This is a genomic window from Rhizobium sp. BT04, from assembly GCF_030053135.1.
GTDB classification, from domain to species: Bacteria; Pseudomonadota; Alphaproteobacteria; order Rhizobiales; family Rhizobiaceae; genus Rhizobium; species Rhizobium binxianense.
The window spans coordinates 136036-151033 of the sequence record NZ_CP125650.1 but is presented as its reverse complement, the minus strand read 5'-3'; the positions used below and the strand labels follow the sequence as shown (position 1 = coordinate 151033).

11 protein-coding genes and 7 pseudogenes are annotated in these 14998 nt (G+C 56.9%); 11 read left to right on the top strand and 7 right to left on the bottom strand.

Annotated features, from left to right (window positions below):
- Positions 1-92 precede the first annotated feature (92 nt).
- Positions 93-302 (top strand): annotated as a pseudogene (locus QMO82_RS04035) (IS6 family transposase); the annotation flags it as partial.
- Between the two features lie 603 nt (positions 303-905).
- Here QMO82_RS04035 and QMO82_RS04030 read toward each other — a convergent pair.
- Together QMO82_RS04030 and QMO82_RS04025 are read right to left on the bottom strand one after the other, a co-directional pair.
- Positions 906-1022 (bottom strand): transposase, encoded by a 117-nt coding sequence (locus QMO82_RS04030; RefSeq protein WP_008536526.1) that lies wholly within the window; start codon positions 1020-1022, stop codon positions 906-908.
- A gap of 32 nt (positions 1023-1054) precedes the next feature.
- A complete protein-coding gene (locus QMO82_RS04025; protein ID WP_008536527.1) occupies positions 1055-1345 on the bottom strand; it encodes a hypothetical protein in 291 nt (96 codons plus the stop codon).
- Here QMO82_RS04025 and QMO82_RS04020 point away from each other — a divergent pair.
- The 3 genes and pseudogenes from QMO82_RS04020 to QMO82_RS04010 all read left to right on the top strand — a co-directional run.
- Positions 1296-1502, top strand: a pseudogene (locus QMO82_RS04020) (transposase); the annotation flags it as partial. The gene QMO82_RS04025 and the pseudogene QMO82_RS04020 overlap by 50 nt on opposite strands.
- Before the next feature lie 218 nt (positions 1503-1720).
- The gene (tnpB, locus tag QMO82_RS04015; protein ID WP_016737501.1) at positions 1721-2071 is read left to right on the top strand and encodes an IS66 family insertion sequence element accessory protein TnpB; all 351 of its coding nucleotides are present in this window, start codon (positions 1721-1723) and stop codon (positions 2069-2071) included.
- Positions 2072-2130: 59 nt separating this feature from the next.
- Positions 2131-3821 (top strand): IS66 family transposase gene (locus QMO82_RS04010; RefSeq protein ID WP_239789231.1). Its coding sequence is split into 2 segments (ribosomal slippage): positions 2131-2683 and positions 2683-3821, totalling 1692 coding nucleotides; the frame shifts between segments, so codons are not numbered across the junction.
- A gap of 265 nt (positions 3822-4086) precedes the next feature.
- Here QMO82_RS04010 and QMO82_RS04005 read toward each other — a convergent pair.
- The gene (locus QMO82_RS04005; RefSeq protein ID WP_239789262.1) at positions 4087-4617 is read right to left on the bottom strand and encodes a hypothetical protein; all 531 of its coding nucleotides are present in this window, start codon (positions 4615-4617) and stop codon (positions 4087-4089) included.
- A gap of 138 nt (positions 4618-4755) precedes the next feature.
- The gene (locus QMO82_RS04000; protein WP_239789230.1) at positions 4756-5643 is read right to left on the bottom strand and encodes a recombinase family protein; all 888 of its coding nucleotides are present in this window, start codon (positions 5641-5643) and stop codon (positions 4756-4758) included.
- 376 nt (positions 5644-6019) lie between these two features.
- Here QMO82_RS04000 and QMO82_RS03995 point away from each other — a divergent pair.
- A pseudogene (locus QMO82_RS03995) lies at positions 6020-6250 on the top strand (transposase domain-containing protein); the annotation flags it as partial.
- A pseudogene (locus QMO82_RS03990) lies at positions 6250-6550 on the top strand (hypothetical protein). The pseudogenes QMO82_RS03995 and QMO82_RS03990, both read left to right, overlap by 1 nt.
- Here the strand turns inward: QMO82_RS03990 and QMO82_RS03985 are convergent.
- Positions 6525-6716: a hypothetical protein gene (locus QMO82_RS03985; protein WP_170965075.1), complete on the bottom strand. Its 192-nt coding sequence runs from the start codon at positions 6714-6716 to the stop codon at positions 6525-6527. The pseudogene QMO82_RS03990 and the gene QMO82_RS03985 overlap by 26 nt on opposite strands.
- A gap of 1555 nt (positions 6717-8271) precedes the next feature.
- Here QMO82_RS03985 and QMO82_RS03980 point away from each other — a divergent pair.
- A complete protein-coding gene (locus QMO82_RS03980) occupies positions 8272-8775 on the top strand; it encodes a helix-turn-helix transcriptional regulator (RefSeq protein WP_010069248.1) in 504 nt (167 codons plus the stop codon).
- A 517-nt stretch (positions 8776-9292) separates the two neighbouring features.
- On the opposite strand, the pseudogene QMO82_RS03975 reads toward QMO82_RS03980, so the two are convergent.
- A pseudogene (locus QMO82_RS03975) lies at positions 9293-10236 on the bottom strand (IS481 family transposase).
- Between the two features lie 442 nt (positions 10237-10678).
- On the opposite strand from QMO82_RS03975, the gene QMO82_RS03970 reads away from it, so the two are divergent.
- The 4 genes and pseudogenes from QMO82_RS03970 to hisC all read left to right on the top strand — a co-directional run bounded on the left by QMO82_RS03970 (position 10679) and on the right by hisC (position 13606).
- On the top strand, positions 10679-11185 hold the full coding sequence (locus QMO82_RS03970) for a helix-turn-helix domain-containing protein (RefSeq protein WP_004671987.1): 507 nt from the start codon (positions 10679-10681) through the stop codon (positions 11183-11185).
- A gap of 332 nt (positions 11186-11517) precedes the next feature.
- Positions 11518-11760, top strand: a pseudogene (locus tag QMO82_RS33755) (hypothetical protein); the annotation flags it as partial.
- Between the two features lie 39 nt (positions 11761-11799).
- Positions 11800-12344, top strand: a pseudogene (locus QMO82_RS03960) (adenylyl-sulfate kinase); the annotation flags it as partial.
- A 158-nt stretch (positions 12345-12502) separates the two neighbouring features.
- Complete coding sequence (hisC, locus tag QMO82_RS03955; protein ID WP_008536542.1) at positions 12503-13606, top strand: histidinol-phosphate transaminase; 1104 nt, start codon at positions 12503-12505, stop codon at positions 13604-13606.
- Between the two features lie 444 nt (positions 13607-14050).
- Here hisC and QMO82_RS03950 read toward each other — a convergent pair whose 3' ends face one another.
- A complete protein-coding gene (locus QMO82_RS03950) occupies positions 14051-14989 on the bottom strand; it encodes an SIR2 family protein (RefSeq protein ID WP_008536543.1) in 939 nt (312 codons plus the stop codon).
- Positions 14990-14998: the final 9 nt, after the last annotated feature.

The window sequence follows — 14998 nt, the reverse complement described above, 5'->3', positions numbered from 1 at the left end:
TGTGCCAGTGGGAGCCTTAACTCGGCAAGGCGATCTCCCACTGGAATCCCTTGAAGCAGTCTCATTCGTGGCGACCTGACATCTGAACGTCGGTTACTTCGATCGCGCGCGAAGAACATTGGCTCCGGCGGCGCTGTCGGCCAGAATGGCATCGCTCTCAACGTCTTGGTCCAAAGCTGAAGAGGCTCCCGCGCTGAGCAGTGGCTGGTGACAAAGCTCTTTGGATCGGCTGCACGCCGCCGCGCGTGATGATCGCTGACGAGCTCCGTTCGTACGGTACGACATGGGCGAAGATGGGCCTTACATCTAAAGGTGTTGGTCATCGTCGATAGTAGCCACTGGAGCTTGGACCGGAACCATTGCTGGCAGAGATCTGGGCTCCTACAAGCAATTGGTGTGCCACCAGATCATTGTTAGTGAATGTTTCAATGGCGACAGAAGGCGTCTTCCGGTGCTCACCGTGTGTCGGGAGTCGCGGATTGTGCCACTCCGCCTAGTATTTGAACAGCGTCAACCTTGCGAGCGATCCGTCCGAAGGCCAACCCAGCATTGGAGTGATTTGGGTTGAGGTCACAATGCACGTCGGCGCTTGCATCATGCCAGCCTGTCAATGTGCGCGATCGCACACGACTGTCAGCTTTGCGTCAATTACGATCGAACCGATGCTTTTGACGTTTCACGAGGTTACGCTGCCGATAGACCCAGCGTGAGAAGACGACTGAGCCTTCCAGTTGTTCTTCGGCGCGATGTTGCCGAAGCCTTACACTCGACCGGCTTGGCGAGGATTTCAGCGCTGCCGTAGCCCTTGTCGGCCGGCAGGAAACCGCTTCGAAAAGTCGGTCCCCTACCGCCTTTTGCTAGCGGACTAAAAGGGCGGAGCAGGTGGATCTATACAGCGCTTTCTTTCAAAGCCCTGGTTGCGCCTTGTGTTCGTCAGCGATCAGGAGCGCCTTCGGCTCCACATGCTTGGCGACGGCCGCCCATGCATCCTTGCCGTTCTCGTCCAGGATCACCCGCGTCACCGTTCTGTTCGGTGCATGGCGGTTGGCCTCCCTCAGCGCCAGAACTCACATACGCTTGCCGTTCTGATTTTCCTTCTTGCGCCCGTCCTTGCGCTCTTCCTTCTTGTCACCTTGCGGAGGACGCCGCCCACATACTTGCCGTCGATCTGCACCGTACCGTGCAGCTTGATCGCATCACGGCGAAGGTCGGCTGCCTCCCGGAGCTTCTGCAGCAGGAAGTAGGCGGTCTTGTACGTACCCATCCGGCGAAGGCCGTCTGTCCTGACTTGCTGATTGGCTTTAAGTCCATGCCTTATGTCATGCGCTACAATCATTTCCCCCATTGAGGTCTTGTCCGTCGACGATCTTGGTCGCCGACGGGATTGGTCGGACGAAGAGAAGGTTCGGATCGTCGAGGAAAGTCTACAAGGCTTTCGGAAAGGCTCGGTGACGGCGCGGCGATATGGATTGTCACGGTCATTGTTGACCCGTTGGCGTCGGGAATACCGTAGTGGTCTTCTGAGCAGTTCCGCTACAACGGGCTTCGTGCCACTTACGATTTCGCCACCGGCGGCGGCATCTTGCGAGGTAGCCTCACGGCCGCGATTTGAAGACGACATGACGATCGAGATCGGCCTGCCGAATGGCCGACGGCTGACGATCCCAGCCTCGCTTGATCCGACCATTCTTGCCCGCCTGTTGCCCGTCGTGGATGGGTCATGATCGCGTTTCCCGCGGGGGTAAAGGTGTGGATCGCGGGCGGGGTGACGGACATGCGTTGCGGCATGAACAGCCTGGCGCTGAAGGTTCAGCAAGGTCTTGGCCGCGATCCTCATGGCGGCGAAGTCTTCTGCTTCCGGGGTCGCAAGGGTGACCTGATCAAGGTCCTCTGGCATGACGGCGTCGGCATGTCGCTTTACCTGAAGCGGCTGGAAGCTGGAAAGTTCATCTGGCCGGTCAGCCAGAATGGCTCCGCCGTGCCTGTATCGTCGGCGCAGCTCGGCTATCTCCTGGAAGGGATCGACTGGCGCAACCCGCGCTGGACGCAGCGGCCTTCGAAGGCAGGCTGACCGCCTGCATTCCTCTGTTTTTGTTGGGCTTTCGGCATGCGGCATGGTAGCTTTCGGCCATGGATGATGCTGCTTCGGAGATAGCCAGTCTGCGCGCCGCGCTTGCGGCATCGGAAGCGCGTGCCGCCTCTGCCGAGGCCGACCTCGCACAGGTGCGCGCGGTCGTGACGACGTCTGAGGCGATGATCCGGCATCTCAAGCTCGAGATCGCCAAGATACGTCGCGAGCAGTACGGCCAGAGCTCGGAGCGCCGCGCCCGGCTGATCGAGCAAATGGAATTGCAGCTCGAAGAACTTGAAGCCGACGCCACCGAAGACGAGATCGCTGCGGAACGCGTGGCGACGAGAATCACAAATGTCTCCGCTTTCGAACGCCGCCGGCCGGCCCGCAAGCCGTTTCCCGAGCACCTGCCGCGCGAGCGCCTGGTCATCGATGCCCCGTCGACCTGCACCTGCTGCGGCTCGCACCGCATCGTGAAGATGGGCGAAGACATCACCGAGACGCTGGAGATCATTCCGCGCCAGTGGAAGGTGATCCAGACGGTGCGCGAGAAGTTCACCTGCCGGGACTGCGAGAAGATCAGCCAGCCACCGGCCCCTTTCCATGCGACACGCGGGGATGGGCAGGACCGCACCTGCTGGCGACGATCCTGTTCGAGAAGTTCGGCCAACATCAGCCATTGAACCGCCAGGCTGAGCGCTACGCCAGGGAAGGCGTCGCTCTCAGTCTCTCCACACTGGCCGATCAGGTCGGAGCCTGCACGACGGCCCTGCAGCCGATCCATGACCTGATCCGTGCCCATGTTCTGGCCGCCGAGCGGCTGCATGGTGACGACACCACCGTGCCGCTTCTGGCCAGGGGAGCAACAAAGCAGGCGAGACTCTGGACTTACGTCCGCGATGACCGCCCTTTCGCGGGCGGCGCGCCTCCCGCCGCACTCTTCCACTTCTCTCCCGATCGCGAGAAGACCCACCCCAACACGCATCTCGCCGGATGGCACGGCACCCTGCAAGCCGATGCCTATGGCGGCTACAACGACCTCTATCGTGCCGACCGCCGCCCCGCGCTGGTGATCAGCGCACTTTGCTGGAGCCACGCGCGGCGCAAATTCTTCGAACTCGCTGACATCGCCGGCAACGTGCGCAAGGGCAAACCTGCCCACGAGATATCGCCCGTCGCGCTTGAGGCCGTTGCCCGCATCGACGCGCTCTTCGACATCGAGCGCGGCATAAACGGAATGCCTGCCGAGGATAGGCTCGCAGCGAGGCTGCAACATGCTCGCCCGCTCGTCGAAGAACTGCACGATTGGCTCATGGCCCAGCGCGGGCAAATGTCGAAGCACAACCCCGTCGCCAAGGCGATCAACTACATGTTCGAGAAGGAGGGTCGCTGGGAAGCCTTCGCCCGGTTCCTCGACGACGGCAGACTGTGTCTGACGAACAATGCCGCCGAACGAGCCCTGCGCGGCGTTGCCGGACCTGAGTCATTGTGCACTCCCTCTTTAAGTATCTGTAAACATTGGAAGCGTCTCGGTGTCAGCAATGCGACACGGGCGGCCCTTTCGGGCTATCGCGGCTTGGACGGTTGCCGAAGTCAGATTGCTGGCCCGGATTTGATACGGCGCGCCGGGAACCACCTGCTCGGCAGACAACACGTTCGTCTTGATCAGGTGGCGTATTCGGTGGTTGGTCACGCCCAAAACCGCCGCCGCCTCTGTCATGGTCAGCCATTCGCCCTCTTTATCGGCTGATTTGTACGCGTGAATGGCCCGGACCCGCCTTACTGAAGCGACCCGGTGTGCAGTCCAGGTTTTTCCTTGCCCCGTGGGCATTCCCATTCGATTGAGCGACGCGGCGATATGTTCATCGGACCAGCGTCCTGCCATGCTCCGCATCACTGCCAAAGCATCTTCCGTTGTGGCGCACCCGTGTTCAACCGTCTGGGGCTTGCGAACCTTGAGCTCCGAATGCTGACCGCCTTTCCAATGGATGGTCAGCACCACGTCGCGCACCTCATCATCGACATCGACAACAATGTCGGCGATCAATGTACGTAGCAGTTGCTGGCGCACGCGCATGGTGACATCCGGCGACTCCCAGGCCGCCTGCAGATTGTCGGCGAGGTTTGCGAAAGTGGCCTGGGTCAACTTCGATGGTTGAAGGACTTTCGGTAGGCCTGCGCACTTCCAGATCACGGACGCGGCGTAGCGCCGTTTCCCAATTCTTCTCAAGCTGTGCAGCTATCAGGCGGTTGTCGGGATCGCATGCCGCATAGCGGCGCTCGGCGAGGCTAGCCTCGTAGCGGGCCTGTTGTAGCTCCAGATCGTGAATGTGGCGCTGGTCTTCCTGTCGCTCCCGGTGCATCCGCTCTGCTTTAAAAGTCGCCTCGATCGCTAATGGTTCTACCGCGCGCAACAACTCGCGCGCAACCGCCGCATCGACCTTCGAGCCGCCGAACGTCATGCAACGGGGCAAGCCCATCATCAGGTTCTGTTTATAGCAGCGATAGACAGGATTTTGTGGATTTCCCGTATAGGCAACACTCAGTCGCCGTCCAGACCGTCCGCAGGTCAGGAGACCTGATAATAATGCTTTGCCGCCGCGGCCCGATTTAGTCCCACCCGATCGGCCATAATTATTGAGGGCCAGTTGCTGTTGGTTACGCTCGTATTCGCCCCAACTAATTTAACCTTCGTGATGGTCCCGGATCATCACCTCCCAGGTACCGACGGGCTTGCCGTGCCCGTAACTGCGCCGAGCCCATCCATCGACGATGGCAGTCCGCTTCTCGCTCTTCCCATAGACGTAAACGCCGGCGTAGAAGGGGTTTTTGAGGATGCCGATCACATTGCGATAACGTACTGGCATCCATACGAAGTTGGTCATGCGCCCTTCATCCGACGGCCGAGGGAAGTGAATGTGATCTTTCGTCATCGACAGCAGCACCTGACGCGCGCTTCCAAGGTCGTGGAAGCGGGCGAAGATGGATCGAATTACCTCTTGCAGACGCAGATCAGGATCGAGCCCAAGCCCGGCCTCCCGATGCCAAATGTAGCCGAACGGAACAGAAAGTCGCAGTTCGCCACGGCGCGCCTTCGACCTGGCGGCATCGAGCATCCGGGCTCTCAGCACGCCCAGTTCGAACTCGCTGATACTGCCCTTCATTCCCAGCAGCAGCCGATCGTTGGGTCGACATGGATTGTAGACGCCGTCATGGTCAATGACGCGGGCTTCGACCAGGCCGCACAGTTCGAGCAGGTGATGCCAGTCCCGACCGTTGCGCGCAAGCCGTGAAGCATCGAAGCAGAAAACGGCACCAACTTTGCCGGCGCACAGTAGGGCGACGAGACGATCGAAGCCCGGACGGGCGACGGTTCCGCTGGCAGAGCGCCCGAGGTCGTCGTCGATCACCTCGACGTGGCTGAAGCCGTGGTGTCGCGCAATGTCAACAAGATCATACTGCCGTCGCTGGCTTTCCAGATTGGTTATAACCTGCGACTGAGTGGATTGCCGCACATAAACGACGGCCTTGCGCGCGAGCAGCGCTGTCGGAATCAAATCAGTGATGGTCATCGTTGAGCTCCTCGAATATCAGGTCGAGCTGCCGGCCCGACGCCGGCACCAGCGTATTGCGGGATCTCATCATGGTCCTCCTGAGTGATTCTACGTCCACTTCGGAAGGGTGCCGCTTTGCTGCCGCCAGAGACCAGCCTGTTCAATTCGATTAGCGTCGCAAGATCGACGCGTGGCGTTCCCATGGTCATGCCGCGGCAGACCACGGGATCGATCATCCACCCTGAGATCGCGATGACGACACCTGTCGGCCCCAGAACCTTCAAAAACCGGCCTGTCGCTCGTTCTTCGACGCGACGAATGGAAACCTTCTGGCCAAAATATGGATGCCAGCGATAGTGAACCTCGACTTCATCGCCGACATGGGCAGAATGAACGGGGCATTGCTCTCGGAAGAAAGGCATGGCTATTCGCCGGTTCCCAGCGCGGAGGCGAGCGTGCTGCCTTCATGTATTCCCTAATCGTCACGGCAAAGACGAACGATATCGATCCGCAGGCCTGGTTGGCGGACGTGCTCGCCCGCATGCCTGGCATTCCCGTATCACGGCTGCCGGAACTGCTGCCGTGGAACTGGCCCGCCGGAAGCGCCCGGCAGATGGCGGCCTGATGGCGCGCCCGACGCATGTCTACACGATCAACTACGTCGCCACGCTGATTGGCGAGAACCTCGAACTCATCCAGGAGGTCGCCAGCAACTCCGACAACATCGACTGTGGTGAGATGATCCATGCCCATGACGGCAGCGAAGAGGGCATCACGACCTTCACCGACCGGGGCATCGAAAGCTTGAAGGAGTTCCTCGCCGATATCCGCACCTGGGAAGGAGGTGTTCGGCAGTTCCTTGTCGACGAGCAATGCGATCGCGACAAGATTCGAACGCATCATGGCAGACGAGCCGAAATCATAAGTGCCGCGGCCTTCGCCGGATGGATACTCTTGTACTGGACGTTGACCTTGCGGCTCAGATGGAGCGCCGCCATGCCCTTGGCGGCCGTGATTCCTCCCAGATTGCCATGATGATCTTCTTGAATGAAAGCTTGCGGTCGGCGAAAACCGAAAATTCGGCGCGGCATTCCGGCTCCGAGCATCAGAACGACGACGCCGTACGGCGCCAGGCAGCCACAGCGAGGGCAATATGGCTTCCCGACGTTCTTGGGCCAACGGAAGTCGACGAACAGGCCGTAGGTGTCGTCCTCGGCTGCCCGAAGCCTCTCTCGGGTCAGGCCAGGCGCACTGGTCGTATTTCGAACCTCCGGTCTCCTGCGGAGAAAGCGTCGTAGGAATTCGGTCTCAGGATGGAATTCGCTCCTGCAGCATGTTCAGGCTTCCGGTCCATACGCGAGACATAAGCAGACAACTCCGTCGTAAGGACGGAAGCGAAAGGTCAGTGCTCTATTCGTATCGATTTGAACATGAAAGGACCCTTACCAGGAGAACGAAACCACGTTCAGGGGTTAGCACTTTCGTAAGGTTGTCAAACCCGTGCCCTTATATCGGGAGAAAATTCAATGTCTCAGAGCCAGACTACCCAGCGCAATCTATAATCCAGTTCAGTGAATGGGTCCAGATCGTGAGAGCTGTCTTCGGGTGACCGCGCCTCATGACGACTATTAACGACTCGTTCCCAACAATCGAACATCCGCAAGGTAGATTCACGTTCGAGCATCTTGTGCCTACCTCTGTATGCCTTACTGGGCAGGTAACATTGCCGTTTCAGGCCCTGTCCTGACCTCTGGCCTTAATGATCTTGTTGTTTATTACCTTTTCCCGAGCAGATCAGACGAACACAACGTAGAACTGGTGGTAAAAAGCGCTGATCAGAAAGAAATTAATTTCAGCCGCATCAAGCGAAGGTGTAACGTCTGCCAACTCGTAAAAAAGGCTCATTTCCAGCAAATAAGGGTGCCCTAGAAACAAAAAAGGCCCCCTAAAGGAGCCTTCCCATGGCGTTTCCGCCGAACGCGTGTGCCCTACCGTGGTGTACCGACCTCTAAGGGTGCACCTGCAACAGCGACCTTTCGGAAGCCTCGTTGTCTGCTGCTCACAAAGATATAACCCTCACGGTCGACTATTTCAAGCCCTTTGTGTGGATGCGATAAGGTGGCGGCTTCGTTTAGCAAAGTTCACGTTTGTGGCACTTGCTCCATGATGCCGGAATTTTCAGAGAGCATCGAACCTACACGCTAGCGGGAGCGGTAACCGATATGGGTTCTTGGCTGAGTGATTTCCAGCACGGCGGAGCTTTCCCAGCTAGCCAAATGGGATATCGTGGGACGGGGAAATGGATCGGTTTTCGAGGATTATGTCTTATCGTCCTCAACGAAGACCGCTTAGAAGATGTTGAGCATTGAATGTGAATTTTCGCTCAAATTCGACGCAACCTAGATGTTTCAGTGGCGGGTGCGGCCATAGCCGACTCATCTTTCATGGAACTGGGCCACCGGTCTAGCGAGACTGTTTTGAATGCATTCATGAAGCAATTTGGCTAAACTCTCAAATATTTGCTATAACGCAAAAAATGCCCAAAATGGGTATTTAAAACGGTTGTAGTGTGGCGATGACAAGTGGTTCAAATCGGTTCAGGTTGGCTCAAGCCTACAACGAGTGGCAGGAAAACAGGGACGTGCGGTGACGGAAGATCTAGCAAGCTACAGAAGTTCGAGAGGCCTCGTCAGCACCGCCGATCCGGAGGTTGACAAGGCGATCTATCGAAAGCCAGGTTTCGGCGGCGAAATTACATCGTTGGGTCACATGGAGGAATTGATCAGCGCGTTCCTGAAAAAGACACGCGAAGCGCAGGGCCTGTCTCGCGCAGACGTTGCTCCAATGCTTGGTCTGTCCATCCCTGTATACGGACGCTACGAGCGGGCATTTTCCAAAATGACTGTTACTCGGATGATCCATCTGTGTGAGATTCTTGGCTTCATGCCTATCGATATGATCTTTGAAGCTGCGCCACATCTTTGGGGCCGCACATCGGAGGAGGCCGAGGATTGTCTCACACTGGCGAGGATTCTTAGGAGACTTCCGAACGGCACGACGCGCGATCTTATTCGGCTCCTGCAGCGAATGATCCCCGATGACGACGAGAGCGACAGAGGTATCAGTGATGTAGCGGAGCCCGTGAAGTGAGCTGGGTTTGTCTATGACGCCCCGACCAGTAGTTAGCAGTATTGGTGATAGCTGTCGCAGCCGACGCGCTGTCGTCGGTGTGCAGACACCCGCAATCTCACAACTTAGTTTTTCACTCGAATTTCCGTCTGATCAACAATACGCGCCGATTGCGCAATTTTTCGATCTTTGGTTGGCGTTGATCTCGCTCGATGCTCGAGCGATTCGTCGGCGAGCGACGCCAAGTCTATTTGCATGCGCTTTGCTTCGACAGTAGGGTCTGTGTTAAACTCCCTCGTTGGGTTTTCCCGCTCAATGCCATGTGGGTATTCGAGCTGCCGGCGCGCATGCTTTGATTTCGATTGCTGAATCTAAGCCCGTCCTCTCCGCGCCTCCGTTCCATCGCGCCGATCCTTTTTGCCATTCGGCTCGGAAACAGCCTTTTGACATCACGATCAGGTTCCGCGAAAACGGGGTCGAGTCGCTGAGACTGGAAACGCTGTTCATGGCTGTCGCCGTTCAGAGGTAAGGGCATCGCCTAGGTGTTTAGTCCCGGCATTTGATGGATGGGGTCGATGATGAATCGATCCGGCTCCAAAGTCCATCGTCTACAGATGAACTCGTAAGGCGTAAGGCCCTTTAACGTCTTGAGCCGGCGCCCGAAATTGTAGGCGTCGATAAAGTCGGCCAGATGTTTTTTCAACTGCGCATGATCGTCGTAGTGGAAGCGCTTGACGGTCGCCTCCTTGATCGTTCGGTTCATCCGTTCGACCTGTCCGTTGGTCCAGGGATGCTTCACCTTGGTCAGGCGATGCTCGATGCTGTGATCGTCGCAGACCCAATCGAAGATGTGCTGGAAGGCATTTCGATCACAAGCTCGGTTGGTGAACTGAATGCCATTGTCGGTCAAAACGGTGTGAATGGTGTAGGGCACTGCCGCGATCAGATTGCGCAAGAACTGAGCGGCATTCATCTTGCCGGCTTTGGTGTAGAGTTCCGCGAACGCGAACTTGGATGTTCGGTCAATTGCGACAAAGAGATAGAGCTTGCCCTCAGCCGTCTGCACCTCGTCAATATCGATGTGGAAGTAAGCGATCGGATAGCTTTTGAACTTCTTCTTCGGCTCCTTGTCGCCTCTGACCTCCGGCAGACGTGAAATGCCGTGGCGCTGCAAACACCTGTGCAACGACGAACGCGTCAGATGTGAAATGGTCGGCTGAAGAGCGTAGAGGCAATCATCGAGCGGCAGCAACGTGTGCCGGCGGAAGGCGACGATAGCGGCCTCTTCTTCGAGGGAAAGGGTCGTCGAGTGCGGGTCCTTTGGGCCTGTAGGAAGGTCGACCAACGATGTCCGCTTCTTCCATTTCGCCACGGTTTTCTGGTTGATCCCGTATCGCTTCGAAAGCGTTTTCAGGCTCTCTTCACTATTGCTCGACGGATTGCCTCTGTCGTCGTGGCGCTCCCGTGTAGAACCTGGCCCATAGTGCTTCCCTCCATGCCAAGGAAAATATTGCACCATCAAATGCCGGAACCAAACACCAGAGCAGCCAGCGCGCGGAGCCGTGATTGGTCTGCCGTGAACCGAGAGCTCCACGTGCAGGACAAAAGGCCACCATGCCCGCACACGACGTCCCGGGAGCTAGACGAGGAAATGAAGCGACCGTTATCACCAAAATCACTGAGGGTCATAGCCAATTTGGCGCAAGTGGATAATCCTTGCGTGAAGCGATTTCGGTATGATCTATGTCTATGTACTTGCGATCACTTATATATTTTGGTGAACGATAGCTATCGGGTGAGGTCCGCGTGGCCCAAAATGCGCCAAATTAGATCGAAACGAAACATTGGTGGTTCCAAGCACATCACTTTCCGTATAAAGAGCTTTGGCGCATTTACCTCAGTCGGAGCAATGTCAGGACCACCATTGAAGCAATGGATTAATGAACTCGGTTTGCAACAAGTCGATGATCCAGGCATAGACAAGCCGGTCTATCGAAAACCTTTTGACGGACGGATTGCACTTAGCGCCGAACTCGAAAACTTGATCAGCATCAGCCTTCGCGAAGCCCGCGATAAGCGAAAACTCCCGCGCTCGAAACTGGCGCCCTTGCTTGGCATCACTAAGCAGGTCTACGGCCGGTACGAAAATGGAGTATCCCGCTTGACCGTGAGCCGACTGATTCATCTGTGTGAGGTTTTGGATGCCACTCCGGAAGAGATTATCGCCCCGGCGGCACCTTATCTTTGGGGCGAAACTGAAACCAAAGCGGTTCTGCTGCTGGCTACTATCGTGAAGTTGCGGACTTTCGATGAAGAGATCTTGCAAGATATTTTCAGCTTACTAAGCCGCATAGACGAGACCGGTAGCGATAGCGGCGATCGTGCCATGAAAGTCGCGTCTACCAGCGCCACTGCAGACGATCGCGAATAGGACGTAGATCGCTAGCTTCAATAAACAGAACGTGCGTCCCTGATGAAGTTCCATCAGAAACCGCGAAGGACTAGCTGGCGACCGTTCATCGCCACTCCGGGACATAGGTGGGTAAACCGGGGAGGGCGCAGTTGGGTCAACTGGTCCAACGCATCCCTGCTTTCGGCCGCTGGAGGGGACGCGCGGTCGTCTTTACGCCGCGAGTGCCAGGGAGGTCACGTCAAAGTCTAAGAAACCCGTATATTCGACATACAAAGCATCGATAATTCCATTCATACAATCCATTTTACCAATCTCCCGTGATGATGCATTAGGAATGATCTCAGACGCGAGTGACGGCGAAACATTTGACGATCCGGACTGGCTATAGCGCGAACCCGAGAGCAACGGCGCCGACATGCATCGGGGCGGCCACTGCTTCGATCGCACAGTGCGGGCTTCAAAAACAGCAGCAGGAAATACCAAAGGAGGTCTTTGCATGTTCTGAGGTGCGGTGGAAGCTGTGCTGGGAAAACGAGCTGGAACTCATCGACCACGTCGATCCTCCCGAGCTCTTTCGCAAAGCCCAAGGGCCGACCGGGGTCTTCAATTTCAGTGGCAGCCAAAGCTGGGCAAGGCGCGCCGACAACCTGCATTGGCAGGCGACCGACGCTGACAAGGGCGCGCGCGGCGATGAAGAGTCAGCAGCCAGCCGTCCTTTTGTTCACTGGACTTTCCGGCTCCGGCAAGTCGACAATCGCCAATGCGCTCGACCGGCTGCTGCATGCCCACGGGAAGCACACCTACATCCTCGACGGCGACAACGTGCGCCACGGGCTCAATCGCGACCTGGCTTCAATCAACCCGATCGCGTCGAGAACATCCGCCGCGTTGCCGAGGTCGCCGAGCTGATGGAGGAGGGGAGCTTATTGAAATCCTCGTCGACACGCCGCTTGAGGAATGCGCGCGACGCGATCCGAAGGGGCTTTATCGGAAGGCGCTCGCCGGCAAGATCGCCAATTTCACCGGCGTTTCCTCGCCGTACGAAATCCCTGAGGGCGCTGAATTACATCTCGAAACGGTTGGCCACGACCCTGCGGCGTTGGCGTTTGAGATCGAACAGTTCCTCGAAAGGCGAATGGAGCAAGTGACGCATGAGTGTGAGAGTGGGGAGGCTTGACCATTGGCGGCTTGAAGCGGCCGCGGCGGTCCTTGGCCTATTAACTACGCGGCGACCGTAGCAGCCCGCAGGCGGCCCGCGCCAACGTCCGATGTGGCTTCAACAGGAGACGGCCGATCACGCGCTCACGACTCGGCTTACTGAAACGGAGAAAAGATATGGCTGATGCAAAGCTGCAAGCCGTGCTTTCGGCTCTTTCGCCGATGGCGAGACAGCTAAATGCGCTACCCTCCAATCAACCGGGGCGAGATGCGAACTGCGTTAAACTAAACACGAATGAGAATCCGTTTCCGTTGCCGATGATGGTGTTGCAAAGTGCGCTGGCGGCCCTCGAACGGCATTATCTGTATCCCGAAGATGACAATCTGAGCTTGCGCGACGCAGCCGCCAGCGCGTATGGCCTCTCCCAGGATCAGGTGGTCGCCGGGAACGGCTCGTCGGAGCTGCTTGGGCTCATCTACAGAGCATTCCTCGACCCGGGAGATAGCGTTGCGATGATATCGCCAGGTTTTTCCTTTAACCGCAAACTGGCCAAGTTGCAGGGTGCCAGATTTCTCGAAATCGAATGGGGCGAGTCTTATTCTCTGCCAATCGAGCAGCTGCTTCTTGGTCCAGCAAAAGATGCAAAATTCATACTGCTGGCCAATCCGAACAATCCAACGGGAACATTCGTTCCGGTGGCTGAAATCGACCGCCTCGTCGCGCAATCGGACCAGTTGATAGTGGTGGATGAAGCGTATGTCGACTTTGCACCCGATGATGCCCTGCGCCTAGTCGATCGTCATCCAAACCTTCTAGTATTGAGAACACTTTCGAAAGGCTTTGCAGCCGCGGGAATTCGCGTCGGTTTCGGCTTTGGTCATCCCGAACTTATTGGGAGGCTACGCAACCTGCAAAATGTCTTTAACATGAACGTGATCGGCCATGCGGTGGGCATTAGTATCCTTTCGCACCGCGCCGACTACGACGAGAACCACAGATATATTAAACATGAAAGACACAGAACGACCACTGCCTTGTCTCAATTGGGCTTTTCTGTCATTCCCTCCCACACAAACTTTTTGCTAGCTCGGGTGCCACCCGGACGAGATGGCAAATGGTGGCAAGCGTCTTTGGATAGGCAGAACATACTTGTAGCCGTCTTTCCCGATGCCGGTTTGGAAAATTTTATCCGCGTCAGCATCGGCACCAGAACCCAAATGGACGCGTTCCTTTCAGCCGCCAGGGACATCATTTCTGGAAGTATGAAGACGCAGAGCTAGGCGGTTAGAATTATTGGCCACACTGCTTGTCACTTGGAAACACCAAGTATCGAAGTCCATATTGTGGGATTCAGATCACAAATAAGCGCAAGACCGTAAAGCGTGTGCCGTCTCGATCCCGTTGATTACGCGTGTTATTGGCGCACGAGTGGAGCACCCGGTGGCCGATGCGAGGCTTATTTCTGGCGATTCCGGCCGCGGCTCTGCCGCTGTATTGGGAATGGTTTAGGTTTCTTCATAATCGGTCCTTCGATTGACATTGAGTGAACAGTAATCTGCGGTCGTCGCCGATCTTCCGTCGATCACCTGCGACAGAACCTCGATCCGCTAAAGATCACGCTCGCTCATCGCCATTGATCCCACCCGCAATCCCCCACGCCAGCAAACGTGGGCAGTATGGCATTCGAACTTGGCAGAAACAGAACGTTTTCAATCTGCGGCACTCTAGCCGCTACAGAGATTCGAAGCGGAAGCCGTGCGGCCATGGTCACCATCCGCCTTGCTACCAAATGGTACAAGCAGAGCCGCGGCTTCGCCGATCGGCAGGTCGACCACCGTGATTCCGCTTGCTGCAAGGAAACGGCGCTCGTTTTTGGTAAGGCCTTCCGCATCAAGTACTGCAAAGTGGGGGCCGTGAGAGCGCTTGATGATCTGTCGAGCGTAGATCCGGAGCATCTGATCGTTGAAGCGGCAGCCAATGAAAAGAAAACCGCGATCTATACGCCGTTCTTTCACCATTCCAGGTATTGGCGTCTGGATATCGATTTCGGTTAGGACTTCCACGTAATCGGAATCGGACACCAGAAAGTTCGAAGCTGGTATAACACTGCCGTACGGCGCATAGAGGACCGTCTTTGGCGCTGAGACGCATTCGACGTCTCTCCCGGACAGATCGTAAGTTTTTGTCCAAATGTCGCCGCCGCCGTTTGCACGCGTGACGCCCTGAATCTCGACGACATCCGTTCGACCGGTCTTCGCGAAAGCCGCACGCATTGTCCCGTCGTACCAGCCGTCGACGATAAGGGAGAGCGGCAGCGTTGCGAGCCAGTCGTGGAGGGCGGTCGGCGCCACGGGTGCTCCAAATATTTCTGCCATCCAGGCCTGAAGCGTCCGGCGATGCCGTCGCTGTTCAATAAACTGCGCGACTGACCACATATTGCTGCGTATCCTGGAAGGGGCAGGTGTGCGTTCGTTGAGTGCCGCGGAGACGGCTTCCGGGGTGTCCGGTACAGGTGGTTCCGTGGATTGCAGCCGAAGGAGATCTGGACCGAGATAGGGAACGATCCGATCCGCAGCGAGCGCTTCCTGGAGCAGCCTAAGTCTTTTTTCGGCGTCACCGTTGCGAATGATCAGGAGACGGTCCGAGGTTAAAATTTTGTTCATGCTGGTTTC

Excerpts from the sequence above, each read along its gene's own strand:
- QMO82_RS04000 (WP_239789230.1), bottom strand. The coding sequence starts at position 5,643 with ATGACCATCACTGATTTGATTCCGACAGCGCTGCTCGCGCGCAAGGCC.
- hisC (WP_008536542.1), top strand. The coding sequence starts at position 12,503 with ATGGCTGATGCAAAGCTGCAAGCCGTGCTTTCGGCTCTTTCGCCGATG.
- QMO82_RS03985 (WP_170965075.1), bottom strand. The coding sequence starts at position 6,716 with ATGCCGCGCCGAATTTTCGGTTTTCGCCGACCGCAAGCTTTCATTCAA.
- QMO82_RS03950 (WP_008536543.1), bottom strand. The coding sequence starts at position 14,989 with ATGAACAAAATTTTAACCTCGGACCGTCTCCTGATCATTCGCAACGGT.
- tnpB (WP_016737501.1), top strand. The coding sequence starts at position 1,721 with ATGATCGCGTTTCCCGCGGGGGTAAAGGTGTGGATCGCGGGCGGGGTG.
- QMO82_RS04025 (WP_008536527.1), bottom strand. The coding sequence starts at position 1,345 with ATGGGGGAAATGATTGTAGCGCATGACATAAGGCATGGACTTAAAGCC.